A 26,689-nucleotide genomic window follows, 5' to 3' on the forward strand; every position below is an offset into this window, starting at 1 on the left:
AAGAAGCAATAAAAAATGCAGAAGGAGCTGATATTATATGCCGCCTATAGGTGGTCCAAGAGGAATGGGATATCTTACAGAGGAGGAAAAGAAAAATCGACCAAAGGTCACAAAAGATCTTCTGAAAAGAATATTTTCATATTTAAAGCCTTACTGGAAACAGATGCTGATCGTGCTTATTGCCATTGTCATTTCTTCCACACTGACTCTTTTGCCTTCAGTTCTTACAGGAAAGATAATTGATGAAGGACTTATCGGCAGAAGCCTTAAAAAACTCATATTCTTCATAATCCTGTCTCTAACGGTTACTCTCGGTGCAAATCTGATAGGTGTACTTGAAAGCTACATGAATACATGGATAGCTCAGCATATAACATACGATATGCGAAATAAAATGTACCTGCATCTTCAAAAAATGTCACAGAGATTTTTCACTTCCAATAATCAGGGCGATATCATAACCCGTATGACAAGTGATATTTCCGGAGTACAGCAGATTATAACCAATACGCTTACAAGTATACTTTCAAATTCCATAACACTGATCGTTGCAATGATAGTAATGTTCAGACAGAACTGGATTCTTGCGATAGTCGGTGTACTTGTTGTTCCGCTGTTTGCTATTCCTACAAGAAACGCAGGCAAGACAAGATGGTCAATAACAAAGGAATCGCAGGCTTGCAGCGACGAAATAAACGGTATTCTGAACGAGACTATGTCCGTAAGCGGACAGCTTCTTGTCAAGCTTTTCGGCATGGAAAAGACAGAATATGAAAAATACGAAAATGTCAATCGCAGAATGATAAAGCTCAACATACGTGAGGGTATGGCGGGACGCTGGTTCAGAGTTGCTCTTACCACATTTTCAAGTATAGGACCAATGCTGATCTATCTTGCAGGCGGAATACTTATGATGAAGTTTGATTCTGACCTTACAGTAGGTGATATTACAGTACTTGTTGCACTTCTCGGAAAAATGTACGGTCCTGTAAATCAGCTTCTCAATATACAGGTAGACTGGATACGTTCAATGGCAATGTTCACACGTATTTTTGAGTATTACGATATGCCTGTCGAGATAAAAAATGCTCCTGACGCAATTACTCCAACAGATGCTCCTGAGGGAAAAGTCGAGTTTAAAAACGTTGGTTTTTATTACGATAAAGAGCGTCAGATACTCAGTGATATCAATTTTTCGCTTGAGAGTGGAAAGTGCATAGCAGTTGTAGGACCGTCAGGTTCGGGAAAAAGCACACTTGTAAATCTTATTCCGCGACTTTACGACGTTACGTCAGGCAGCGTACTGTTTGACGGTACGGACGTAAGAAAGCTTGATCTTGCTTATTTACGCAGCCATATAGGTATAGTCAGTCAGGAAACATACCTTTTCAACGGTACTATACGCGAAAACTTGCTTTATGCAAAGCCTGACGCTACAGAAGATGAGCTTATAACCGCCTGCAAACAGGCTAATATATATGAATTTGTAGAAAAACAGGAAAACGGACTTGATACTGTAGTCGGAAACCGCGGATTAAAGCTTTCCGGCGGTGAAAAACAGCGTATATCCATTGCACGTGTTTTACTGAAGGATCCTGCTCTTATGATATTTGACGAAGCTACTTCCGCACTCGACTCGATATCCGAACAAAAGATACAGGACGCTATAGAGCCTCTGATATCTTCAAGAACAAGTATCCTTATCGCACACAGATTGTCGACTATTCTGGCAGCAGACGAGATACTGGTAATAAAGGACGGTGTTATCTCCGAAAGAGGTACACACAGCGAGCTTGTAAGCCGCGGCGGAGTATATACAGAGCTTTATAACACTCAGTTCAGCAAAGTCGAAACAGGTACAGAACGTTTTGAATATACGGAAGGTGAAGACTGATCTTCACACTCGGACAGAAAGGAAGGATACGCCATGAGTGAAAAGGATTTTTATATTGAAGCATTTGACAATCTGCCTGCACTTGCCGACAACAGTGAGTCTATGAAGGAAAAATTTGCGCACGTTTTCTATGATTTTTTGCAGCTTTCTCATCTTTATGATTCTGCTATAGAGGTCGTAAAGACTTACCTTGGGATACTCGATAACGAATTCAGCGTAAAATTCCAGAGAAACCCTATTCATAACATTGAAAGCCGTTTGAAGTCTCCTCAGTCGATAATAGGCAAGCTTCAGAAGAAGAATTTAGAAATTTCGACAGATGCAGCAAGAAAAAATCTCCTTGATCTTGCTGGTATCAGAGTTACCTGCTATTATATCACAGATATTTATGCCATAGTCGAAATGCTTTCAAGGCGTGATGATTTTACTGTCATCAAGCGCAAGGATTACATAAAAAATCCCAAGCCGAGCGGCTACAGAAGTTATCATATGATACTTAACGTACCTGTTTATTTATCTACACATAAGGAATACGCTCCTGTAGAAATACAGATACGTACCATAGCTATGGATTTCTGGGCAAGTCTTGAACATCAGCTAAAATATAAAACATCATCGGATATCCCGCCCGAAATATCCGATGAGCTTAAAGAATGTGCTGAAAGGATCGCCGAGACGGACTTGCAGATGCAAAATATATATTTACAGATAAAAGATATGGAATAATAATTTTAAGCTCATCGTTCACGGTGAGCTTTTTCGTCATAATATTACTTAAAAAAGTCTATTTTACAAAAAAATCCCCGTTCACATTTGCTCAGGCTGATGATATAATAAAACTGTCAACAGATAAAAAGAAAGGAGCATATAAATGTTCGGGATAGTAAAAAAGATAAAGCGTGAGGTCATTGACAAAACCACTTATATGGAGATCTTCGGTGATAATAAGGTAGCATACAGGGTTTTGAGCGGACGAATGAGGATATTTGAAGACGAGATAATTACATACGGTGTGGAAGTCATAGACCATAGAAACGGTCAAAAAGAGCTTATTGATGATTTTTCAAGAAATATTGAAGATGCCGTAGCTTTCGCAGAACTGCTTATAAGCCAGAAAATAAAGCCATGTCAGCTTTACAGCAAAGCCCTTGATTTTCTGAGAGTATCCATATAAAAAATTTACTTTTGGGGTATGGACAAATTGATTTTTTTATGATATAATATCAAATTGAATGGTAAATAGCCATATCTGGAAAGGAGAGATCGCAATGGCTGAATTAAAATATGAGATCACAGAAAAACTGGGGGTTCTTTCTGAGAACGCTAAGGGCTGGACAAAAGAACTTAACATGGTGAGCTGGAATGAGCATGAGCCTAAGTATGACATAAGAGAATGGTCACCCGATCATTCAAGAATGGGAAAGGGCGTTACTCTTACAGCTGACGAACTTGCAGAGCTCAAAGAGCTTCTTGCCGGAATTGATCTTGATTCATTTGAATAAGCATAAAAAGCAGCTCGCTGAGCTGCTTTTTTCATTATTTTAATATTGCTTTTCCTCCAAAATATGCAAGTACAAGTATACCGAGGATGATTCGATACCAGCCAAACACCTTGAAATCATGCTTTTTGATATAATCCATGAGAAACTTGATAACGAAAACCGATACTAAGAATGCAACTGCCATGCCAATCAGAAGAACCGCGAGTTCACTGCCTGTAAAATCAAATCCGAACTTTATAAGCTTCAGCAGACTTGCGCCGAACATAACAGGAACTGCAAGGTAGAATGTGAATTCAGCAGCTACAGTACGTGAAACACCGATAAGAAGTGCACCGACTATAGTAGCACCTGAACGCGATGTACCCGGGAAAATTGCAGCGATAAGCTGAAAAATGCCAATAATAAATGCAGCTTTGTATGTAAGCACAGCAATTGTATTTATTTTTGCTTTTCTGTCTTTGTTCCAGTTTTCAACAATAATAAACGCTACACCGAATACAATAAGTGCGATAGCAACAGTCCAAGGATTGTAAAAATGCTTATCTACCCAATCCTCAGTGACGTAACCTATAGCAGCAGCCGGAACACAGGCAACAAGGACTTTGAACCACATCTGGAATATGTCTGTTTTTACCATCTGTCCGAAAGGTGATTTGTTCAGCGGATGCTGATTGTTTTTCTTTCCGAAAGGCCAAAGCTTATGCCAGAATATAACAACTACAGCCATTATTGCGCCCAACTGGATAACAACATCGAACATTTCTTTGAATTCATCGGATTTATCCAGTTTAAGAAACTCTCCGACGAGAATAAGGTGACCTGTACTGCTTATAGGAAGCCATTCTGTGATGCCTTCCACAATACCAAGTATTATTGTTTTGATTATCTCCCAAATCATTGTGTATGTTTCCTTTCATATAAAATACAGATGATATTATAACATATTTGGGTTTGTGTGTCAAATATCGGAATCGTGATTTCTGAAAAGCTTGAATTTCCTTTTTGATATAGTAAGTATTCCTGATCTTTTTAATCTTGTTATCTCACGCTGGAGCGCACTTCGGTTAACACATAGATAATCCGATAAAGCAGTGGTAGAAAAAGGAATTTGCGGAGCTTTTCCCTTTGGCGTCTTTTCTTCGATAATGCTCAGACAACTGATAAGCTTATCTTCGATAGTGCGCTGACTAAGCACCTCAATTCTTTCATTGAGAGATATTGCTTTTTCTGACATGAGCTCCAGCAGATTTTCAACGACTTTTGAGTGACACTGACAAGCGTTCTCGCATCTTTTGGTAATTTCAGACCTTCTCACAAACATTATCACGCAGTCAGTTTCGGCGATTATCTCGATACTGCTTCGCTGTGAAGCTGTAAATGTAAAATAAACTCCGAATACACTTTGCTCCTCAAGTGATTCCAGTATTGATCTTACACCGTTTATATCGTATCTTACCATTACAGCGGTACCATTTAGTACGATACCGAGCTTATCCGGATTATCGGAATAATCCATTATCCTTCCGCCGGCTTTGAATTTTTTTATTTCAGCGTTGAAACAGTCGATCATTCGATGGCAATCATCTTGATCTATACCTTTAAATAATATGTTATTTTCAGGTAACATAAAAAACTCCTTCTGTGTTGCATTTGCAACAGATTTTTCTTTTACATTATGATACAATATATTCAGACAAATGTCAATACTATTCTAACGGAGGTCATTACAATGAAGGTAAATGTTATAGGTGAACAGCTTTCACAGGACGAGATCAACGCATACATTGATTATGGCAAGAAGAAATACAGTGACAGAGAAATTCTCGGAATGACTGTAAAGACAGACGGTGACTACGTCGATCTCCAGTATGATTTTGCAAAAGATATCCCTTTTGACAGAATAAGAAGGATCACAGGATATCTTGTGGGTACTCTTGATCGTTTCAACGACGGAAAACGTGCTGAAGAGCGTGACAGAGTAAAGCATTCTGTATAATCGTCTGTTACTGCGGTGAAATCACTGTTTGCAGACTTTTAATATAAAAATAACGGAGGTAATTAACATGAAAACATACGTATGTCCTATTTGCGGTTACGTTCACGAAGGAGATGCACCACCTGAAAAATGTCCACAGTGCGGAGTTCCGGGTTCAAAGTTCATTGAAAAGGAAAAAGGAGAAAAGCTTGTTTTTGCTTGTGAGCATGAGCTTGGAGTTGCCAAGGCTGTAACAGATAATGAAATAATCGAGGGACTTCGTTCAAACTTCAATGGCGAATGTACAGAAGTTGGTATGTATCTTGCAATGGCAAGAGTAGCATATAGAGAAGGCTATGCCGAGATCGGAGCTTATTGGGAAAAGGCTGCTTACGAAGAAGCAGAGCACGCAGCAAAGTTTGCTGAGCTTCTCGGTGAAGTTCTTTCAGCTTCAACAAAGGAAAATCTTGAAAAGAGAGTTGCTGCTGAGCACGGTGCTACAGAAGGAAAGCTCAAGCTTGCAAAAAGAGCAAAGGAGCTCAATCTTGACGCTATTCATGATACAGTTCACGAAATGGCAAAAGATGAAGCTCGTCACGGTAAAGCATTTGAAGGGCTTCTCAAGAGATATTTCGGTTAATAAATATAAAAAACTGACGTTGCATATGCCTCGTCAGTTTTTCTTTTTTATTTCAGCAGTTCTTTGCGGAGACAAAGAAGATCGAATACATCAACTGTATCATCTTGATTCATGTCAGCAAGCAGGAACTGCATTTTTGTGAAGCTCTCTTTACCGTGCAGATATTTGCTCATTATAAGCAGATCAGCTACGTTTATCGTTCCGTCCATATCAGTATCTCCGTACTGATACTCCTTCATTTTGAAGCTGCAAACCAGAGAGAGTGCCTTATCAGCAGTGACGGTTATTGTATCGGAATCAGAATTAACCGCTCCCGACCAGCCATCAAAAGTATAACCTTCGGCAGGTTTTGCAGTAAGAGTTATTTCCTTTCCGCTTTCAAATAAGCCTGCCCATGTCTTATTAGATAATTCAGTGTCAACTGAGTTAACAGAAATAATGCCGCTTCCGTCAACTTCTACAGTTATGAAGTTTTTTTCATTTGATATACCGAGGTAATTCCGCATATTTTCAATGGCATAGTCCCCACGTTTTTGAAAGTAGGTACGCATTAATTCAAATTCATCATGATAATAGCTCTTCTGCTCGGACAGGAAGCTTTCAATATCAGAAGCAGGAGTGCCATTATACCAGCGCCAAGCAGTCATGGTGATATAGTTCATGTACTTTTCTTCCTCAGCGTTTATCTCAGATACCATTTTTGACGGCTCGAATACCGAATAAGCATATGAATAGAATCTTTCCGCAAATTTTTGCTTAAATTCGGGATTTTCAAGAAGCTTTGTAAATATCACCGTTGGTATAGCGTCTTTAACTTCGTCCATTTTCCGGAAGCTGTCGTGTTGATACGACTCAACTCCGCCGAAGTCCTCATACGCAAGTCCTACCGAGTAATCATAATCAAATGAACCGAATCTCCATTTTCCATCGCTGTAGGGATTGCCGTCTATTGCTTCACCGTTGTATCTCCACATGAAGTAATTGTAGTTTGGCCAGTCCCATGTGTCGATATACAGACCTGTGCAGTAACTTTCTATAAGGCTGTCAATATCAACTACAGATTTGACATAATCATAGTTTTCAGCGACAGAAAGATCGTTATCACGGCAAAAAACTCCGAGATGCTGGATATTTCGAGGTTCATCATCCGGACCTTCCTCAAGCTCTCCGTTTTTATATATAGTGACATTTTCTGAAGGTACACCATAATTGGACTGTATGTAGTAATCCGAGGTCTTTTCGGTTATCTCGTACATTCCCCAAAGCTCTCCATCGATGAAAAGCATACATCTGTCGCTGTCATATGTAGCGAGTGCAGGTATATCTTGAAGTGCAGAATGAACTATACGTTCTCTCAGTCTGTCAACCCATGTAACCGCTCTGAGACCGAAGGAATCGTAACGCTTTATTATTTTTCCGTCAGCAGCGGAATAGTTATCGTCTATAAGCTTATAGTCAAGCTTGGAATCACCGTACTTGCTCCTTGCAAATACATTGAAGCTTTTTGCCTGACTGTTTCTTGTGGAAGCGCCTCTTATGCGTATTCCAATTTTCTGTGAAAAGCCAATTGCTCCGTCTTTGAAATATGTAAGATCAGCCTCTCGCTCCCACTCCTTTCCGCTTGAAAAGAAATTTGCGATGCTTGCATCAATATCATTCTCGGGATTTTCCAGCCAGTCAAGGTACTGCTGACCTGCAACATATATCCCCTTATCCTTGTCGAACAGATTTGCAGGATCGGTAACAAGAGATACTACAGGTATTCCCGAATAATATCTGAGCTTTTCATCGTTCATTACAAAGAAAGTCTTTGTAATAACCCTGCTGAAGGTATTGTCCGATGACTTTGCAGCTGCTCTTACAACGGTCGCCTTGTCGAATTTCTCGGGATTTGCTTCGTATACCTGTGAAAGTCTTGTTGAGTAAGGACTGTCATCCACCTGCTGGTACTTGCTGTAAACGTTTTCTTCGATGCTTCTGTCATACATTTGTATAGCTTCTGTGTAAGGCTTGGCAGTTTCCGAGGTTGTCGGGTCTGAGCCGTCAAGAGTGTAATAAACTATATCCGATGCATTTGCGGTTATAGTAAGCTCCTTTACGTCGTTTTCACTGTAGAAGCCTGATTCCAGAGAAAATACAGGCTCAGCAGGTGTAGATATATTCTCTGCGGCAGGTGTTGGGGCCATTACCGAATAGCTTCCGTCAGATGAACGTCCGTATGTGGTATCCTCGGAAAGTGAAGGAACTTCGAGCTTCTGCAGCAAATTCCCGTCAGAGGATGAAAGAAAGACAGTCTCACCCGATTTGCTGAGCGAAAAGCCTGTGTTCAGCTCAGAAGTCTCGCCTTCTTCTTTATTTGATACTACCAGAAGATACTCGCCCTGCTTTATAACAGTACCCGTCGGGAAAATATACTTCATCGGTTTATCTTCATTTTCAGACAGACCAAAGCCGGACAGGTCGATATCAGAATTGCCGCCGTTATAAAGTTCTATCCAGTCGGAGGCTCTTCCAAGACTGTCAGTGAAGCAGTTTTTATTCTGAGTGCATACTTCATTTATATAAAGCCCCCCCTGAGCCTGTTCAGCCATAGAAATAGGCACACCCGAATACATTGCGGGCACCACGAGCATGGCTGCTGCAAGGCTGCCCATTTTTTTTATCAAGTTCATAAAAATCCCTCTCAATGTATTTAATAACAAACTGATTATAGCACATACCTCAGCGGAATTCAATCCTTTTTTTCAATCTATACACATTTATATTGAAAAATTTTAGTTTTGTGTTGTGCCTTTTAATTATATACAGGATAGCTTTTTATAAATTATATTGTTTAATACTGAAGGCTCACAATAATAATTTAGCAAAAAATGTGTAGAAATCAACACATAAAAATGATATAATTAATAAAAAATTGTGGAAAAGGGGAGCAGTGAAGCTTTATTACAAGATTCTCTGCTCAGATTAGCTGACCAAAACATAAAAAGGAGGAATTTAAATGAAACTAAAAAGAATATTATCTGCTCTTACAGCTGCTGCAATAGCTGTACCATGTATGTGCATTCCGTCGGTATCGGCGATAAGCTCGCAAAATTCTTCTACAGCAACGCATGAAGAGCCTCTGACGTATATTCCTGATTTTCCTGAGGAGATACTTAAAGAATTTGATATAAACTGGACAGGTCTGGCTTCTAATGTATTCTGCGACAACACAACCTTTGCCACTGACTTTTCTTATAACGAATTTCTGTATGACGGCGGCTACGCTCTGTACTGCACTCAGAGCTTCGGAAATTACCTGGGCTATGTTTTTAGATGGCATGACTGCAACTCATACAAGGCATATCAGTCAGCCGATTTTCCTCTTTCAGACTATACCGAAAACATGAATCTCAGACTTAATTTGCATTTGGATACTGAGATTAAAGAAAGCGGTGATTTCTATTTAGGACCACTTCTGGAGCTAAACGACGAACAAGACGAGCTATTTATTATAGAGCAATTCTCTGCCGAATCGGTATTTCCTCAAAATGAACTGATTGGTTCCTACACTGCTGACGGAAAGGAATACGATCTTTACAAGCAGGAACGCAGCTTCAAGGATATATCTCCCATGCGTTACTATGCGGTTAATAAAGGAGGACTCAGAAATGAAGTTGCTCCCGATGAACATCCCCACGAAGAGTATTCTTTAAGTGTGTCCGAGCACCTCACAAATCTTAAAAGTATTGCCGGAACAGATATCAGACTGAATAAATACGGTATCCTTTGCGAAGGAAACGGCGGTATCGGATTTGGATTTTATAACGCAAGTCTGAGTAATGATTTTTACCCATTGCCTGAAGAAAAGCTTTCTTTTAACGAAAACGGTGACCCTGTAACTTACCAAAATGAGCTTATGAAAAATCTGGACGGTTACAGGTATTCATTACAGACCAGTGACTCGGGCTATCCGTACACTCAGGACGAAGTTGGACGCTATCATATTACTTCACATGAAAATAATTCCTTCATTACTCCAAAAAGAAACGGTACTCTCTCTGCAACTGTATCAGACGGTATTTTCGGAACAGTCTCTTCAGGCAAGGAGTTTGACGGTAAAACTCCGCTTCTTGCTAAAGATTACCGTCTGGACTATGAATATTCCGTAAAAAAGAGCGAACCCACTGAAATTGCCGATGATGAGGAGGAAGTATATGATTCATCACCTGCCGCAGCAGCATCTGTATGGACTATTGAACCGTATGTAAAACTCAACTATCAGGAAAGCACAAATATTGACAAGGAGTGCATCCACTATTTTGGGACTGTTGAAACAGACGGCGAAATTTATGATATATACCAAACGGATGTCTATGAAATGGATATGGAACCACTTGGCTTCGATGATAAACAAGATTTTAATTCATACCTCTTTGTTCATGTAAACAAGGAAGAAAATATCAGCAAAGAAGTTAAAAAGGGTTCGTTCCCGATAACAAAGCTTGTAAAGGCTGCAAAAGCCTATGGCATAGAAGTCGGAAACATTGCACGAATAGATCTTAATATCCACCTGCGCGGCGAATATACTATGGATATACTCAAAAATGATATTACAGTCAATGAGTTTTCACCAACTGAGCCGGATAATAACAGCAGTATATATGTTGATGTTTCAAAAAGCAGCAATGTAGTCAAAATTGATCCGTATACTTTCAAGGCTATTACAACCGGATATATGTATGGCTACGAAAACGGCTGTTTTTCAGCATATTCTAACGGAAGTCACGAGGCGGAATATACTGCCGGAATTCAGAAGTCAAATGACGGCAGACATCGCTTGGATCCTGACAAGGTAACAAAAGCATACTACAAGATTGAGAAAGAATTTAATGAATGCTATCAGGTAAATTACAAAATTACATCAGAATATAACAGCATATATAAGACAATAAATATTATTGAAAACAGCAAGAACTATGCTATAGAATGGAATTTAGGGTCTTATATGGTAGGAATGCTTCGTTCTCCTGAAGAACCTGCTCCTGAATTAATAAAAACTTATACATCAGGCGGGCATACGTATGATCTTTACAAGGAAAGTGTTGCATACAGCGGCTGTTTTAATACAAATTACTACGATACATATGTCAGTGTAAGACAGGATCAGGAAGAAGGAGACGTTCTGGAAGGCTGTATTGACTTCCAAGATCATCTTAATAAGATTGAAGAAGGTATAATTGATAAACTTAATGTATCAAGTATCTCCCTGGAAGTCAGTGCAGTGAATGAGATCGGATCGGTCAAAGCACTCAAAAATGATATATTTTTTGATACATTAGATGTTCCGTGGACTATCGTAGGAGACTTCAACGACGATCTGTGTGTAGATTCTCTTGACGTTGTCGCTGCAAAGAAAGCGCTTCTGAGTGAAAAATCCGAAGAAAATTCATATTATCCGGCTTATAAGGATATAAACCGCAACGGTACTTTTGATATAGCCGATATTGTTATGCTTCAGGAATATGTACTCGGAAAGATCAAGTCCTTCCCTGATATTTACTAATAATAATAACGTAAGTATTTGAGCCGTCCAAAATATGGACGGCTCATTTTTACTAATTTCATTAATTTTTAATGTAATACTTGAAGTTAGCAGTAAAAGTAAAACAAACGAAAAATGCCGATATTTCAAAGCTTCATTGAAATACCGGCATAAATAAAAGTGGTGAGACATGAGGGATTTGAACCCTCGACCCTACGCTTAAAAGGCGTATGCTCTACCGACTGAGCTAATGTCTCACAACAAAATTAATTATATCAAATTTTCAAAAAGTTGTCAAGCGTTTTTTTGTATTTTTATGTAAAGGCTAATTAATCGAACTTAATAATATTTTTTTGGTACAAAACGACGTTTTTTTGTTTGGCGCTTGACTTTTTTTACTCTACATGATATAATATTTAAGTCGTCAAGTGATGTGCTTGTAGCTCAGCTGGATAGAGTGACTGGCTACGAACCAGTAGGTCGGGGGTTCGAATCCCTCCAGGCACGCCATACGACAAACCTCACGTTTTTACGTGAGGTTTTTTGCTTTATTCGTAATGTTGTTTGTCTTGACAAAAATTGATTAAAAGGGTATAATAATTAAGTATATATGTTAGGAGGGGTTGAAATGAAAAAGGCATATGTCCCGTTTGTTACATCAGCTGCTATTACTGTTGGATTGCTTTCAAGTGGTTTTTCTGCAAATGCAACGACAGTCGATGATGTTGCCGATGTTGCAAGATCCTATGGATATTCCGAAGAAAATATTCAGGAGGGATATAATGAATATTATTCCCATCCCGAAGATTATCCGTCAGATCGTCTTGATATGGTTATAGAAAAGCTGCATGATGCAGGTAATCAGATGATAACAACAGGTCCGCAAGTGGTTGATCCTGTAATAACAACAACTGTTGCCGCGGTTAACGATGATAATGCACAGGCTCCTGCAGAATCTGATCTTATAACAATTACCGCAGTTGACGGTACTACTTTTACAAGAATAAGCCGTGAAGCTTTTATAAATATGTCGTATGACGATAAAATGTCATATTTAAGAACTTTTACACCTACTCAGCAGCAGGCTTTTATTGATGATCTAAGTCCTGAGGAATACAGAAGTCTTATGAAACAGAGCCCTGCTGAACAAAAAGTCAAGATCGTTGATAAGCTTTCTCAGGCTGCGGAAGAAATGGGGCTTAACATAACAGTAGATGAAATTACTGATGATTCTCTGACTCTTGCAATGCGCAATGATAAAGGAGAGCTTGTTAATGTGTCAACAGCAGGTACGACTGTTGAAGATACAGGATATGACCGCAGGGGAATTCTTGCTGCAGCAGGTGTATTGATATGCATTGCTATTACAGCTGCTTATTTTATAATGCGTTATATCAAAAATGAGGAAACGGAGTAATAAATGGAGAAAAAGGCAAAAAAAAGTAATGTTCTTGTTCATGTTGTCACACCGTTTATCCTGCTTTTTCTGTGCGTCGGAATCCTGATTATAGCACTTATTAAGCCATCGGATAAGCTTAAAGTCTATGTTAATCTTGCGTTTATGGACGATTTAAAAACCTCTCCTGAGGCTGCCGGCTCAGGTCTTTTTTTAAAAGATAATGATATTGTTGAGGATTACGATGGTGAGACTTTTGATGATGGAGAGATTATACGTCCAAAATTCGGAGAAATGTATGCTTCACTGAAATGTACTGCGTTTGATATATCTGTTCCTGTATACTGGGGAAGCAACTCAGAGCTTTTTGAACACGGTGCTTGTCAGTCATCCGGCTCTGCTGTTATTGGTGATGACGGAAATACAGTTATCAGTGCTCATGAAGATACATTTTTCTCTGAACTTTACAAGCTTAAAAAGGGAGATACTGTTACTTTGAACACTATTTACGGCGAATTCAAATATAAAGTCACAGAGACTATTACCTTCAATAAAAAAGAGGGAAAGTACGTAGCTCCGTCAAAAGATTCAAAACTTACGCTTTATACCTGTAAACGAAATGTGCTTGGCAGTGCAGATGAACGTATAGGTGTTATATGTGAACCTACAGAAAAGAAATTCTATAATAAATCAGGGGAGGCGGATGCAAAATGAAAAAATGTATCATCTACCTGTTTTCACTTATATTTTCGGTTCTGCTTGTATTTATGCTCATAGCAAGTTCTGCGCTCCTTCTTGTTGATATTAATGTTTCCGAAAAGAAACTTAACGATCTTGCTTCAAAGAAAGATCTTGATTCAAAAATTTATACAGAGATCGGGAAGTATTACTCTGATAAATTCAACACAACAGGTATTCCCGCAGAGGTTTATATGGACGCAATAGATGCTTCGTATATCAAATCCTGTGAAGAGGCATATATCAAGGCTGCTTTCGAGGCACTTGAAAACCATAATGAAATGAGTATCTCTCTTCCTAAAAACAAGCAGCTTGAAGAAAATATCGAGATTTTTTTCAATGATTTTGCCGATAAGAACGGATATGAAAAAGATGACAAGTTTGAATTGAAGCTCAGAACCACCACTGAAAACGCTTATTCATCTATCGGTTCATTCTGTGATGTTTATAAATTTTCAGCAATGAATAATCATGGTGTTCTTTCAAAGCTTTCAAAGGTTTATTCTGACAGAATTATTATGACCTGTGGCTGCATGGCAGCAACTCTTATACTTATCTTACTGCTTGTGTTTATCAACAGAAAAAAGAAAATTACAACAATGTACTGGTGCGGTATATCCTCACTTATTGCCGGTATTCTTGGAAGCTGTCCGAGTATCTATCTGCTTGTTACAAGGTTTTATGACTCTTTTTCTATAAAGCAGGCGGCTGTATTCACAGCCTTTACAAGTGCAATGTACAAATATACGGAAGCATTTATGGCTGTACACATTGCTTTTGCCGTTATCGGAATAACTCTTGTGGTCATATACGGCGTTATCCATGATAAAAAAACTTATCCTGGCACAAAACCTACAGAAATATAATTTGTGCAGCTGTTTATACAGCTGCTTTTTCATTATAAAAAATCATATTTTTTTCGCAGAAAACATTGACATTAATGTATAAAAGGTGATATAATCTACTTATCGGATAACCCATTTTGATTTATTAAGGAGGAATAAAAATGGAATCAATCAAAAAGTATATTGCAGAAGTTATAGGAACATTTGTGCTTGTTCTTCTCGGCTGCGGAACAGCAATGCTCGTTGGATGTGATGCTGTTAATGGAGGAGGATATATACTTACAGCACTTGCATTCGGACTTGTGATCGTTGGTATGGCATATTGCATAGGAAATATTTCAGGCTGCCATATTAATCCTGCTGTTTCACTTGGAGTACTTCTCAGCGGCGGAATGACATTCACTGATTTTATCGGTTATGTTGTTTCACAGTGTATCGGCGCAGTTGCAGGTGCAGGCGTTTTAAAGGCAATATTCGATCTTGGAAACGTTGTTGACAAGACAGGCGGATACGGTGCAAACGGTCTTGCCGGTGTTGATGGCAGTGCAGGTGCAGGTCTTCTCGTTGAGATACTTCTCACATTTATATTTGTTATGACAATTCTTGGCGTAACTTCAAAGAAGTCTAATCACGGTTCATTCGGCGGACTTATCATAGGTCTTACACTTACACTGGTTCATATTTTCGGAATAGGTCTTACAGGTACTTCCGTAAATCCTGCAAGAAGCTTCGGACCTGCTCTTTTCGCAGGCGGAGATGCTCTCAGCGACCTGTGGGTATTCATTGTCGGACCTTTTATCGGTGCTATTCTTGCTGCTTGTGTATACAAGTTCCTTGAATCATCAAACAAAAAAGCTCCTGAAAAGGCTCCTGCTCCTGTTAAGCAGGTTTCGGCAAAGCCTGCTCAGAGGAAGAAAAAGAAATGATCATATCAAAGCTCCCTTACAGGGAGCTTTTCTTTTTCGGCACTTTGTATTAATACTGTGCATCGTTTTCGTACAAAATGTGGTTGACTATTGGTCGATTTTGTGATAAAATAATTGTATAAAGTCTGCCTGTTGATGAATTGGAGGATAAATTTATGAGAAAAAATGATTTTGAATATGTATGGACAGATAAAAAACGTTCTATTTTTGGTCTGCCGCTTACATTTACACGTTATTTTCTTACTGAAACAAAATTTATAACACGTACAGGCTTTTTAAATGTTGATGAAGATGAAATTGATCTTTATAAGATAACTGATAAAAAAGTGAGATATCCTTTTTTTCAGCGTCTTGTTAACTGCGGTACAATTATTATATACAGCCGCGATGCAGATACCCCTTCTAAAGAGGTACATTGTATAAAAAATGTAAGAAAGGTTTCTGAGCTTATTGACAAATATCTCAATGTAATGCGTGATAAGTACGGCATAAGAGGAAGAGATATGATGAGTATGCACGCACATGATCATTGTGATGATTGTGATGATGTGCATGACCATGACGGAGATTATTAAGTTCAGAGGTGATTGGGAGAATGCTCTCGTTTATAACAGAAAAACAATCCAGCTGGGACAGGCTTAAAGCCGAAAAGCGTCCTATTTTTATCTACGGAATGGGAGATGGAGCATTAAAGATAATGGCCGTTTTCCGTGAAAAGAAAATAACTGTAGCAGGAATCTTTGCAAGTGACGATTTTGTACGCGGACATTCTTTTGAAGGTTACAGAGTTCATAAGCTTTCTGAAATTGAAGAAGCTGTTGATGATTTTGTTGTAGTACTTGCATTTGCAGCAGGTTATCAGGAGATAGTTGATAAGATCCATATGATAGCTTCAAAGCATACACTCTATGTCCCAGATGTTCCTGTTGTAGGCAGGGGACTCTTTACTTATGAGTATTGTCTTGAAAACGCTGATAAGATACAGCAGGTATATGACAGCCTTGCAGATGACTATTCGAGAAAGGTCTACGCTAATATAATAAACTTCAAGATAAGTGGTAAGATAGAATATTTATCGGCTGTAACCTCCTCAAAGGCTGATATATATAAGAAGATAATAAAACCTAATCTTAATGAAGTGTATGTTGACTTAGGTGCTTACAACGGAGATACGATAAAGGAACTTCTTGAGTTTACTCACGGTAAATATGTTTCTATATATGCCCTTGAGCCTGATAAGAAGAATTTCAAGAAGCTTGCAAAATTCGTTGACGGTATGCCTCATGTTTACGCATTTAATTCAGCAGCATGGTGCATAGATACCGAGCTTCCTTTCGCAGCTAAAGCAGGCAGACAATCTGCAATCACAGCAGCTTCTGAGAACATGGTAGGAGCACTTTCAGTCGACAGTATACTTGCAAAAAAGCCTGCAACAATAATAAAAATGGACGTTGAAGGCTTTGAACGTGAAGCTATTTGGGGAGCTTCACTTACAATATCACATTACGCTCCTAAAATGATGGTGTCCCTTTATCACAGAAACGAGGATATATTTGAGCTTCCTTTGCTTATCAAAAAGCTTAATCCTTCTTATAAGCTGTATATACGCCACCAGCTTTATATACCTGCTTGGGAAACTAACCTTTACGCAACAGTATAAAATTATAAGCGATAGACCTATGTGCCTATCGCTTTTGTTATTGATAAAGGAGACATATTATGAATGTATATAAATATCTCGACATACTCCATACAGCCGAAAAACTGAAAGATACTCTGAGACATTGTACAACATCAAACAGAAGAATAGAAAGTGTTGCTGAGCATAGCTGGAGAATAGCATTAATGGCTATGCTTCTCAAACATGAATTTGCTGATGTAGACATTGAAAGAATTATAAAAATGTGCCTTATACACGATATGGGGGAGTGTTTTACAGGGGATATCCCTACGTTTATCAAAACAAGCAATGACAGAAAAACAGAAGATATACTTTTATATAAATGGATCGAAACGCTGCCTATGGACATAAAAAAAGACTTTACAGCATTATTTGACGAAATAAATGCTCAGGTAACGAAAGAAGCAAAGCTTTTCAAAGCACTTGATAAACTCGAAGCGTTGATACAGCATAATGAATCTCCAATAGATACGTGGTCTGAAAACGAATATGAGCTTAACAAGACCTACGCTTTTGATACAGTGGCTTTTTCAGATTGGCTTACAGAGCTAAGGAAAGTCATACTCGATGAAACTATTGATAAAATACAGCAAGAGAAAGATTGGAATTCTTGATTTTACAGTAAAAAATCCGTACAGAATAAACTGTACGGATTTTATGTTATATAAGCTTTCTTTCGTCACAGTATTCACATTCAAGAAGAGTTTCGTCTCTGCTCGCACGGAAGCTCTTAGGAAGATACTCCTCATGATTGGTGATACATTTCGGATTTGAGCACTTAACACCTGCAAAGACTTTGCCTTTAAGCGTTTCAGACTGCTTTTTCTCTTTGAGAATAGTCATTATAAGTGCCATTCTTACATACATACCATATTTTGCCTGTTTAAAGTACATTGCACGAGTATCATCATCTACTTCGACAGTTATTTCATCGACACGCGGAAGAGGATGCATAACTATCATATCATTTCTTGCAAGCAGCATCTTTTTTCTATCGAGAACATACGTGTTTTTCTGAGCAAGATACTCTTCTCTGCTTGCAAAACGCTCCTGCTGTATACGGGTCATATAAAGCACGTCAAGTTTACCGATAGCGTCTTCGAGAGTATTGATCTCTTCAAATGTACTTCCGTTAGCCTTGATTATATCCTTGATGTATGCAGGCATACCAAGCTGTTGTGTGGAGATGAAAACAAATTTATTGTTCGGGAACATACTAAGTGCTTTGCAAAGAGAATGAACAGTTCTTCCGTTAAGAAGATCACCGCACATTCCGATAGTAAGTCCCGAAAGAGTTTTCTTTTCTATCTTTAATGTAAGAAGATCGGTAAGAGTCTGTGTTGGGTGGAGATGACCGCCGTCTCCTGCGTTTATTACCGAACAGTCAGAAGTAAGCGAAGCAGCCTTGGCTGCACCTGCTATTGGGTGCCTTATAACAAGAACATCGGCATAATTGCTGACGATCTTAGTTGTATCCTTTATAGTTTCACCTTTTGAAACGGAAGAATTAGCCGGATTATCAAAACCTATTATCTGTCCGCCGAGCCTTATCATTGCTGTCTGGAAAGACATCTGTGTTCTTGTGGAAGGTTCATAGAATAATGTTGCCATTATTTTTCCGTCACATTCATGAGCAAATTTTTCGGGAGCCTTATAGATCTCTTCACCGAGCTCCACAACCTTTTTCCACCAAGATACGGGATAATCATTTAGATCAATAAGATGCTGATATTCCGATAACATATTTTAAACCTCCGTTATATTATTACAGTATTTTGCTGCCGTTTATTATCATTTCAAACTGTACACCGAGAAACTTTGACGCTCTTCTGCACAGCAGCATACGCTCCATAAATATCTCAAAATACTCAAGAACAGATGATATTTCTGTATCTATCTGAAGTTCAAGAATAATAGATGTTTTGCTGTCGTTGAAAACCACCTTTGAGTTTTCAACAGCATAGTTCACGCGGTCATGAATATCAAATGTAAGAAGATCGTGGTTGCGGACTCTGCTTCTACGCACATCGGTCTTATCACCGATTATCATAGCTGCTGAGATCGCATCAAGGGGCTGCCCCGTACCTTCATCGTGGTTGCCTATGGCAGAGATTATAGAGCATATTTCATCGGCAGGCATACTGAGATTGTCAAGAAGTCTGAAAGCCATTACAGCTCCGCTCTGAGCGTGGTCAACTCTGTTGATAACATTGCCGATGTCATGCATGATAGAAGCTATACGTGCAAGCTCAACAGTTCTCTCGTCATATCCGAGAGTTTCAAGGATATAAGCAGAGGTATGAGCAACTCGCTCAACATGGGGAAATGAATGCTCTGTATACCCCAGAGCTTCAAGGGCATTGTCTGCGCGTCTGATATATTCCATAATATCAGGATTTTGCTTTATATATTTATAAGTAACTATACTTGGCATATTTTCACCTTAAAATCAATATTTTCCGTCATTCTCAAAATAGACCTTATACCATACAAGGAAAATAAATACAGTCCATATTTTACGGCTGTTATCAGCTTTACCGGTACGGTGATCGTCAAGAAGCTTCAGCAGGGGAGCGGTATTGAAAAAATCCTTTGCGCTCTCACTCTCAAATGTTTTCTTTACTATTTCGTAGTATTTGTCCTCTTTGAGCCATACTCTGATAGGAACAGGGAAGCCCAGTTTCTTCTTTGCAGCAGTTTTTGCAGTCTGCTCGGGAGTATCCTTCTTTGCAGCAAGACGCATTGCGTACTTTGTGATATACTTTGTCTCATCTGTCCCTTTATCGTGTGTCACACGGTATTTTGTGGGTATTTTTTCAGCAAGAGCCATTACTTCCTTATCAAGGAAAGGTACTCTGAGCTCGAGAGAGTTAGCCATACTCATTTTATCAGCTTTAAGGAGTATATCTCCTGCCATCCACATATGAAGATCAAGATATTGCATTTTTGTTACATCGTCTTTGTTTTTTACGTTATCGTAAAAATGCTTTGTAATGACAGTTGGATCAGGTGCAGAGGTGGATATCTTCAGAAGTTCTTTTCTGTCTTTAGGAGTAAACATATAAGCATTGCCTATAAAACGTTCTTCAACGTCCTTGCCCTTACGGACAAAGAAATTTACACCTCGTTTTGCAGGGAGCTTTGAAGCTACACTTCCGATACCTCGCTTTATAAAACGCGGCAGCTTGTCATAAGCCGTACCGTTCGGATCGCTGTAAACATTATATCCGCCGAATATTTCATCAGCACCTTCGCCCGAAAGGACGACTTTAAGCTTTTCCGACGCTATATTGCACACAAAATAAAGCGCAACAGCTGAGGGATCGGCAAGAGGTTCGTCCATATGATACTGTATCATTGAAAGACTGCTCCAATATTCTTCGGGAGTTATGACCTTGCTGGTGTTTTCCTTGCCAATAGCTTTAGAAAAATTCTTAGCCCAGCCAATCTCATTATATTTCTCATCAGAGCCAAAGCCTACTGTGAAAGTCTTGTCAACATCAGCTATTGCAGCAACATAGCTTGAATCTACGCCGCTTGAAAGGAAAGAGCCAACTTCAACATCAGCTATTTTATGAGCTTCAACAGAATTATGGAATGTATAGGATATCTTGTTTACCCATTCGTCAAGATTTGGCTTGTTATCAGCATCAAAGCGAACATCCCAGTAACGCCTTGCGACAAATTTTCCGTCCTTGAATTTAAAGAAATGTGCAGGCGGAAGCTTGTAAACATTTTTAAAAAAAGTTTCCGAAGTAGGGGAGTACTGAAAGGTGAGGTAATTCTCCAGTGCAGATGTATTAAGCTCCTTTGTGAACTTAGGATGATCAAGGAAGCTTTTTATCTCAGAACCAAACATCAGTGTTCCGTTCATATTCGCATAGTACATAGGCTTTATACCGAAGAAATCACGGGCACCAAAAAGTTCCTTATTGTTTTTATCCCAGATCACAAAAGAAAACATTCCTCTAAGCATATTAAGAAGTTTTTCACCAAACTCTTCATAGCCGTGTATAAGGACTTCTGTGTCGGTATTTGTCTTGAATTTATGACCTGCATCTACGAGTTTCTGACGTATTTCCTTATAGTTATATATTTCGCCGTTAAAAACTATAACAAGTGAATTATCTTCATTAAAAATAGGCTGATCTCCGCTTGAACTTACGTCAATGATACTAAGTCTGCGGTGACCGAGAGCAATATTATCGTCTATGTATTTACCCTCAGCATCAGGACCTCTGTGCTTGATACGATCCATCATTTTGCCGAGAACTTCATCAGCGTTTTCAACATTGTTCGTAAAACCTACGATTCCGCACATAAATATGCTACCTCCGAATATTCCGTATATTAAATCTCCCAAAATATTATACTACAAAACGATCGGTTTTGCAACAAAAAAATGATTTATTCTTTATTATCGTCAGAATGATCTGATTTGATTTTTGCAAGGGGATTGCTTTCTACAGCATTACGAACATTTTCGTCATTAAGATGAGTATATATTTCAGTAGTAGAGATACTTGAGTGTCCGAGAAGCTCTTTTAGAGTTAGAACATCTGCATCGCCATACTGATACATGAGGGTCGCCGCAGTATGACGAAGCTTGTGAGTAGTTATGCCTTTTCCGTCAAGATCAGCCTTTTGCAGAGTGTCTTCGACTATCTGCTGAACGCGTCTTTTGGATATCCTTCGGTTCTGATTACTAATAAAAAGAGCAGGTTCACCTGAAGCCTTAGGATTATTGTTCCTGATTGAAAGATATTTCTGTAAAGCATCAATACAGGCAGGATTGAGATAAACCATGCGCTCCTTGCTTCTTTTACCAATGACTTTTAAGCGGTTTTCGGAAAAATCTATATCCTTGATATTAATGCCAACTAATTCACTTAGACGCATTCCGCAGTTGAGAAATAACGTTATTATACAATAATCTCGCTTTGAATCAGCACTATCGGCTGTTTCAATAAGCTTTAAACTTTCTTTTAAAGAAAGAAATTTAGGAAGCCCGGCTTTAGGCACAGGCACATCAAGATCTTTTGTAGGATCATTTTCGATTATATGAGCTACTTTTTCAAGATATTTAAAAAAACTTCTTAATGAAGATATTTTTCTGTAACGTGCACGGTCCTTATTATTGCGCTCATCAGATGTGTAAAAAATAAAATTATATATATCGGTTATAGATATTTTTCTGATATCATCTACAGTCATATTTCTTATATCGATATCCTCAAGATTTTTACCTGTATTATATTGATTTTCGTAGATATAACGTAAAAAAAGCCGTATATCTGTGTAATATTCTTCAATTGTGCGCTGTGCAAGAAGCTTTACAATTTTTAGATGCACAAGATAGTTGTTTAAAAATTCTGGGTTTTCAGGTGAATTATAATTATTCATAAAAGACCGTCCTTTACAAGAAATTCAAGAACTTTTGCTTCGCGCTCAATGAGCATTGTATCATAGTCTGTATGGTCATGAGTGCGATTAACACTTATAGCTTCATCAGCAGATACATATCTGAGCTCAAATCCTTCATCAAGCTCATAATCGTCTAAGGACTGAGAATTTACTGAGTTTTCAACATTACACAGATAATAAAAGTTTTCTTGTTCAAAAATTACGTTTTCGGCAAAACGGCTTTTTTGAATTCGCAAAACCGAACCGTATTCACGTAAAGAATTTTTTATAACTTTTAGACCGGTTTCTTCAGAAATTTCTCTTACAAGTGTGTTTATATGATCTTCATTATTTTCAATTCCGCCACCAGGAAATTTATAGTAATCATATTTATTGCTATAAACCATCGCAACTTTTTTGCCATTTAAAATAATGCCACGTACTGACGGACGCGTGAATCTTGAAAATTTTTCGTCATAATCATGCAGATCCATTGTAAAAAGTCGTTTCATAATAAAACCTCGTTTTTTGCAATCAAAGTTTCGCCAAATTTGCATTTGGTGAAACTTTGTATCTTTTTTCATTATTATCATTATAGCACTTCTATTCGATATTTGCAAGAAAAACAAAGTTATTCCCTAATTAATAAATAGAAAATATTCGTAAAAAAATAATTGATTCAAAAAATTATAACTGGAATAAACACAATCAGCAAACTTAATATACTATATTATAATTAAAATCATTTTTTCTGAAAAAGTACTTTACAAAATTCGTTTTTTATGATATAATATTATCACCGTGTACTTGGTTTGAGGCTTGTCCTCGATTTTCACCTCATTCTGAGTTAACGGAATATATTAATAAGAGGTGCTTCAAATGTTATTGAAGGATGAAAAGACAGCCGTTATTGAGGCTAACAGAACACACGAAAAAGACACAGGTTCTCCTGAGGTTCAGATTGCTATTCTCACAAGAAGAATCAACGATCTCACAGAACACCTTAAGTCTCACAAGAACGATCATCACTCAAGAAGAGGTCTTCTTAAGATGGTTGGTCACAGACGTAATCTTCTCGGTTATCTCAAGAAAAAGGATATTGAGAGATATCGTGCTATCGTAGAGAAGCTTGGTCTTCGTAAGTAATTACAGTGTGAAAGAAGGCAGCGGGGTATTTTATACCCTTCTGCCTTTACGTCTATCAGAGTAAAGGGATTAGAAGTCAGAGGTAAGAGTTATGAAGCTTCTTACTTTTACCTCTAACTTCTAAAGGCTCTCCTCTGATAAATAATAAAAAAATGGAGGAAAACAGATGTTTGAAAATTACAGAACTTTTGAGACCACTTATGCTGGCAGACCGCTTATCGTTGAAACAGGCAAGACCTGCGGACTTTCCAATGGTTCATGCTGGGTAAGGTATGGTGAAACTGTTGTAATGGCTAACGTTACAGCAAGTGCTAAGCCAAGAGAGGGTGTTGACTTTTTCCCTCTTTCAGTTGACTATGAAGAAAGACTTTATTCTGTAGGTAGAATTCCGGGTTCTTTTACAAAGCGTGAGGGTAAGCCTTCTGAAAAGTCAATCCTTACTTCAAGATGTGTTGACAGACCTATCAGACCTCTTTTCCCTAAGGATATGAGAAATGATGTTTCTGTTGTAATGACAGTTCTCGCAGTAGAGCCTGATAACTCTCCTGAGATCGCAGGTATGATCGCAACTTCTATTGCAATTTCTATTTCCGATATTCCGTGGAATGGTCCTATTGCAGGTATCAATGTAGGACTTGTTGAAGGCGAGATCGTCCTCAATCCTACTCTTGAGCAGAGAGCTAAGACAGATCTTGTCCTTACAGTTGCAGGTACTGCTGAAAAGATCGTTATGATCGAAGCAGGTGCAAACGAAGTTCCTGAGGATACAATGCTTGATGCTATTCTTACAGGTCATGAAGAGATCAAAAAAATGGTAGCATTTATAAATGATATTCGTGCTCAGATAGGTAAGCCTAAGTTTGAATTTGAGTCAATGGAAGTTGACCACGATATGTTTGACGCTATCGAAGCATTTGCTGCTGAACGTGTAAAATTTGCTCTCGATACAAATGATAAGAATATTCGTGACGAAAGACTCGCTCCTATCGTTGATGATATTCATGCTAATTTCGATGAGAAGTATCCTGAGCAGGTCGCTATGATCGACGAATGTATCTATAAGCTCCAGAAGAAGATAGTTCGTAACTGGCTGTACGAAGGAAAGCGTGTAGACGGCCGTGGTATTGACGAGATACGTCCTCTTGCAGCTGAAGTTGGAGTACTCCCCCGTGTTCACGGTTCAGGACTCTTCACAAGAGGTCAGACACAGGTACTTACTATTGCTACACTGGGTCCTGTAAGCGATGCTCAGAAGATAGACGGTCTCGACGAGGAAGACTCAAAGAGATACATGCATCAGTACAACTTCCCAAGCTATTCTGTTGGTGAAACAAAGCCAAGCAGAGGTCCGGGACGTCGTGAGATAGGCCACGGTGCTCTTGCTGAAAGAGCTCTTGCTCCTGTTATCCCACCTGTTGAGGAATTCCCATACGCTCTCAGACTCGTTTCAGAGGTTCTTTCATCAAACGGTTCAACATCACAGGGTTCTATCTGTGGTTCAACACTTGCTCTTATGGACGCAGGCGTTCCGATCAAGGCTCCTGTTGCAGGTATTTCTTGCGGACTTATCACAAAGCCTGACAGTGATGAATTCATGACAATGGTCGATATCCAAGGTCTTGAGGACTTCTTCGGCGATATGGACTTCAAGGTTGGCGGTACACATAAGGGTATCACAGCTATCCAGGTCGATATCAAGGTTGACGGTCTTACCCCTGCTATCATTAAGGAAGCATTTGAAAAGACAAGAAAAGCTCGTATATATATTCTTGATGAGATCATGCTCAAGGCTATTCCTGAGAGCAGACCTACTGTAAACAAGTATGCTCCAAAGATGCTCCAGACAAAGATACCTGTTGATAAGATCCGTGAAGTTATCGGTCAGGGCGGTAAGGTTATCCAGAAGATATCTGCTGACTGTGATGTAAAGATTGACATCAGCGATGACGGAAACGTATTTATCAGCGGCGTTGACGGAGATAACGTAAATAAGGCACTCCAGATAATCCACACAATTGCTAACGATCCTGAGGTAGGTGCTATCTACAAGGGTAAGGTAGTAAGAATTATGGACTTCGGTGCTTTTGTTGAGATCGCTCCGGGTAAGGACGGACTTGTACATATCTCCAAGCTTGATAAGCAGAGAGTTGAAAAGGTGGAAGATGTTGTTTCTATCGGTGACGAGATCGTTGTTAAGGTAACTGAAATCGACCGTCAGGGCAGAATCAATCTTTCGCGTAAAGATGCTCTTGCTGATATCGAAGCAAAGAAAAATAGCTAAGTATATTCCAAAGCTCCGTGCAGATGTCTGCACGGAGCTTTTTAGTTGCATATAATAAAATGAGCGGCTCAACCGCTCATTTTTAATGAAATTTATGATTTTCTTTAAGCACCATATCTTTTACCTTCATAAGAGATGTTGTTGTACTTCTCTCATTTTCGGAGAGCTTCATGGTGATATATTTGATAGTTTCCTCGTAATCAGGGATCATAATATGCTCAAGTGCATTAACACGGCGACGAGTCTTTTCAATTTCATCAGCCATAAGCTGGCAAGCTTTTTCTACTTCCGCAAGTCTGATCATCTTAGGCAAAACGGAATTAAGAGCACTTACAGCTCCGTCAAGGTCGATCGAAGTAAAAGCCATGCCGTATGAGTAAATATCATTTGTATCGCCTGATCGGAACTTAGTTGTAAATTCAGGGATATAAACACTCATAACGTTCTTTTCTTTTACTTCAAGTTCAACCTCCTGTTTTGGAAGCATAAGAGCAGATTCAAGGACTTCCCTCTGCATTACAGAGCCGGCAACAGCCATATATCTGTTTGCTTCAGAAATAGCAGCCTCAACTTCGGTTCTGAGCTGACGGTTTTCCTTTATGAGGTTCATAAATTGCCTCATAAGTTCGTCTCGCTTATCTTTAAGAAGCTTATGACCTCTTAACGCAGAAGTGAGTTTCTTTTTTAGCTTGCTTAGCTCCATTCGGGTGGGATTAACATTAAGTCTTGCCAATCAGT

Annotated in this window: 25 protein-coding genes and 2 tRNA genes; 17 read left to right on the forward strand and 10 right to left on the reverse strand. The window is 38.8% G+C overall.

Features of this window, described 5'->3' with window-relative positions; genetic code table 11:
• Positions 1-37: 37 nt before the first annotated feature.
• From L870_RS0101400 to L870_RS0101415, 4 genes are all read left to right on the forward strand, one after another.
• The gene (locus L870_RS0101400) at positions 38-1,894 is read left to right on the forward strand and encodes an ABC transporter ATP-binding protein (protein WP_028516594.1); all 1,857 of its coding nucleotides are present in this window, start codon (positions 38-40) and stop codon (positions 1,892-1,894) included.
• Positions 1,895-1,927: 33 nt separating this feature from the next.
• Positions 1,928-2,620 (forward strand): GTP pyrophosphokinase, encoded by a 693-nt coding sequence (locus L870_RS0101405; RefSeq protein WP_028516595.1) that lies wholly within the window; start codon positions 1,928-1,930, stop codon positions 2,618-2,620.
• Positions 2,621-2,765: 145 nt separating this feature from the next.
• Entirely contained in the window at positions 2,766-3,068 is a 303-nt protein-coding gene (locus L870_RS0101410; RefSeq protein WP_028516596.1) for a DUF6514 family protein, read from the forward strand.
• A gap of 94 nt (positions 3,069-3,162) precedes the next feature.
• Positions 3,163-3,396, forward strand: a complete 234-nt coding sequence (locus L870_RS0101415; RefSeq protein WP_028516597.1) for a YdbC family protein — start codon at positions 3,163-3,165, stop codon at positions 3,394-3,396.
• Positions 3,397-3,430: 34 nt separating this feature from the next.
• Here the strand turns inward: L870_RS0101415 and L870_RS0101420 are convergent, their stop codons facing one another.
• Both L870_RS0101420 and L870_RS0101425 read right to left on the reverse strand, forming a co-directional pair.
• A complete protein-coding gene (locus L870_RS0101420) occupies positions 3,431-4,294 on the reverse strand; it encodes an undecaprenyl-diphosphate phosphatase (RefSeq protein ID WP_037270725.1) in 864 nt (287 codons plus the stop codon).
• A gap of 60 nt (positions 4,295-4,354) precedes the next feature.
• Positions 4,355-5,023 (reverse strand): Crp/Fnr family transcriptional regulator, encoded by a 669-nt coding sequence (locus tag L870_RS0101425; protein WP_028516599.1) that lies wholly within the window; start codon positions 5,021-5,023, stop codon positions 4,355-4,357.
• 102 nt (positions 5,024-5,125) lie between these two features.
• Here L870_RS0101425 and nrdD point away from each other — a divergent pair, with 102 nt between their 5' ends.
• Positions 5,126-5,392 carry an anaerobic ribonucleoside-triphosphate reductase gene (nrdD, locus tag L870_RS0101430; protein WP_028516600.1) on the forward strand — a complete coding sequence of 89 codons (267 nt, stop codon included), beginning with the start codon at positions 5,126-5,128 and terminating at the stop codon, positions 5,390-5,392.
• A 67-nt stretch (positions 5,393-5,459) separates the two neighbouring features.
• On the forward strand, positions 5,460-6,011 hold the full coding sequence (locus L870_RS0101435) for an NADH peroxidase (RefSeq protein ID WP_028516601.1): 552 nt from the start codon (positions 5,460-5,462) through the stop codon (positions 6,009-6,011).
• A 47-nt stretch (positions 6,012-6,058) separates the two neighbouring features.
• Here L870_RS0101435 and L870_RS0101440 read toward each other — a convergent pair whose 3' ends face one another.
• Positions 6,059-8,683, reverse strand: a complete 2,625-nt coding sequence (locus L870_RS0101440) for a CotH kinase family protein (RefSeq protein WP_028516602.1) — start codon at positions 8,681-8,683, stop codon at positions 6,059-6,061.
• Positions 8,684-9,009: 326 nt separating this feature from the next.
• On the opposite strand from L870_RS0101440, the gene L870_RS0101445 reads away from it, so the two are divergent.
• Positions 9,010-11,556, forward strand: a complete 2,547-nt coding sequence (locus L870_RS0101445) for a dockerin type I repeat-containing protein (RefSeq protein ID WP_028516603.1) — start codon at positions 9,010-9,012, stop codon at positions 11,554-11,556.
• 160 nt (positions 11,557-11,716) lie between these two features.
• On the opposite strand, the gene L870_RS0101450 is transcribed toward L870_RS0101445, so the two are convergent.
• Positions 11,717-11,792, reverse strand: a tRNA-Lys gene (locus L870_RS0101450).
• Positions 11,793-11,968: 176 nt separating this feature from the next.
• On the opposite strand from L870_RS0101450, the gene L870_RS0101455 reads away from it, so the two are divergent.
• From L870_RS0101455 to L870_RS0101490, 8 genes are all read left to right on the forward strand, one after another.
• Positions 11,969-12,045, forward strand: a tRNA-Arg gene (locus L870_RS0101455).
• Between the two features lie 118 nt (positions 12,046-12,163).
• Positions 12,164-12,952, forward strand: a complete 789-nt coding sequence (locus tag L870_RS0101460; RefSeq protein ID WP_028516604.1) for a hypothetical protein — start codon at positions 12,164-12,166, stop codon at positions 12,950-12,952.
• 3 nt (positions 12,953-12,955) lie between these two features.
• Positions 12,956-13,645: a class D sortase gene (locus L870_RS0101465; protein ID WP_028516605.1), complete on the forward strand. Its 690-nt coding sequence runs from the start codon at positions 12,956-12,958 to the stop codon at positions 13,643-13,645.
• Positions 13,642-14,535, forward strand: coding sequence for a hypothetical protein (locus L870_RS0101470; protein WP_028516606.1), 894 nt, complete (start codon positions 13,642-13,644; stop codon positions 14,533-14,535). Before L870_RS0101465 ends, L870_RS0101470 begins: the two co-directional genes overlap by 4 nt.
• A 140-nt stretch (positions 14,536-14,675) precedes the next feature.
• Positions 14,676-15,440 (forward strand): MIP/aquaporin family protein, encoded by a 765-nt coding sequence (locus L870_RS16295; RefSeq protein ID WP_037270728.1) that lies wholly within the window; start codon positions 14,676-14,678, stop codon positions 15,438-15,440.
• A 155-nt stretch (positions 15,441-15,595) separates the two neighbouring features.
• Positions 15,596-16,015, forward strand: coding sequence for a PH domain-containing protein (locus L870_RS0101480; protein ID WP_028516607.1), 420 nt, complete (start codon positions 15,596-15,598; stop codon positions 16,013-16,015).
• Between the two features lie 20 nt (positions 16,016-16,035).
• Positions 16,036-17,100 (forward strand): FkbM family methyltransferase, encoded by a 1,065-nt coding sequence (locus tag L870_RS0101485; protein ID WP_028516608.1) that lies wholly within the window; start codon positions 16,036-16,038, stop codon positions 17,098-17,100.
• Positions 17,101-17,159: 59 nt separating this feature from the next.
• Positions 17,160-17,735 carry an HD domain-containing protein gene (locus tag L870_RS0101490; protein ID WP_028516609.1) on the forward strand — a complete coding sequence of 192 codons (576 nt, stop codon included), beginning with the start codon at positions 17,160-17,162 and terminating at the stop codon, positions 17,733-17,735.
• A gap of 46 nt (positions 17,736-17,781) precedes the next feature.
• On the opposite strand, the gene pyrB is transcribed toward L870_RS0101490, so the two are convergent.
• The 5 genes from pyrB to L870_RS0101515 all read right to left on the reverse strand — a co-directional run bounded on the left by pyrB (position 17,782) and on the right by L870_RS0101515 (position 23,036).
• A complete protein-coding gene (pyrB, locus tag L870_RS0101495) occupies positions 17,782-18,864 on the reverse strand; it encodes an aspartate carbamoyltransferase (protein WP_028516610.1) in 1,083 nt (360 codons plus the stop codon).
• A 22-nt stretch (positions 18,865-18,886) separates the two neighbouring features.
• Positions 18,887-19,555 carry an HD domain-containing protein gene (locus tag L870_RS0101500; RefSeq protein WP_028516611.1) on the reverse strand — a complete coding sequence of 223 codons (669 nt, stop codon included), beginning with the start codon at positions 19,553-19,555 and terminating at the stop codon, positions 18,887-18,889.
• 15 nt (positions 19,556-19,570) lie between these two features.
• On the reverse strand, positions 19,571-21,442 hold the full coding sequence (gene asnB, locus L870_RS0101505; RefSeq protein ID WP_028516612.1) for an asparagine synthase (glutamine-hydrolyzing): 1,872 nt from the start codon (positions 21,440-21,442) through the stop codon (positions 19,571-19,573).
• 86 nt (positions 21,443-21,528) lie between these two features.
• Positions 21,529-22,524, reverse strand: coding sequence for a tyrosine recombinase XerC (locus L870_RS0101510; protein ID WP_028516613.1), 996 nt, complete (start codon positions 22,522-22,524; stop codon positions 21,529-21,531).
• Positions 22,521-23,036 (reverse strand): NUDIX domain-containing protein, encoded by a 516-nt coding sequence (locus L870_RS0101515; protein WP_028516614.1) that lies wholly within the window; start codon positions 23,034-23,036, stop codon positions 22,521-22,523. Before L870_RS0101515 ends, L870_RS0101510 begins: the two co-directional genes overlap by 4 nt.
• A 367-nt stretch (positions 23,037-23,403) precedes the next feature.
• Here L870_RS0101515 and rpsO point away from each other — a divergent pair, with 367 nt between their 5' ends.
• Together rpsO and L870_RS0101525 are read left to right on the forward strand one after the other, a co-directional pair.
• On the forward strand, positions 23,404-23,670 hold the full coding sequence (gene rpsO / locus L870_RS0101520; protein ID WP_028516615.1) for a 30S ribosomal protein S15: 267 nt from the start codon (positions 23,404-23,406) through the stop codon (positions 23,668-23,670).
• A gap of 166 nt (positions 23,671-23,836) precedes the next feature.
• A complete protein-coding gene (locus tag L870_RS0101525; RefSeq protein WP_028516616.1) occupies positions 23,837-25,951 on the forward strand; it encodes a polyribonucleotide nucleotidyltransferase in 2,115 nt (704 codons plus the stop codon).
• 82 nt (positions 25,952-26,033) lie between these two features.
• On the opposite strand, the gene L870_RS0101530 is transcribed toward L870_RS0101525, so the two are convergent.
• Positions 26,034-26,684 (reverse strand): V-type ATP synthase subunit D, encoded by a 651-nt coding sequence (locus tag L870_RS0101530; RefSeq protein WP_028516617.1) that lies wholly within the window; start codon positions 26,682-26,684, stop codon positions 26,034-26,036.
• Between the last annotated feature and the right edge of the window lie 5 nt (positions 26,685-26,689).

This window comes from Ruminococcus flavefaciens ATCC 19208 (assembly GCF_000518765.1).
GTDB classification, from domain to species: domain Bacteria; phylum Bacillota; class Clostridia; order Oscillospirales; family Ruminococcaceae; genus Ruminococcus; species Ruminococcus flavefaciens.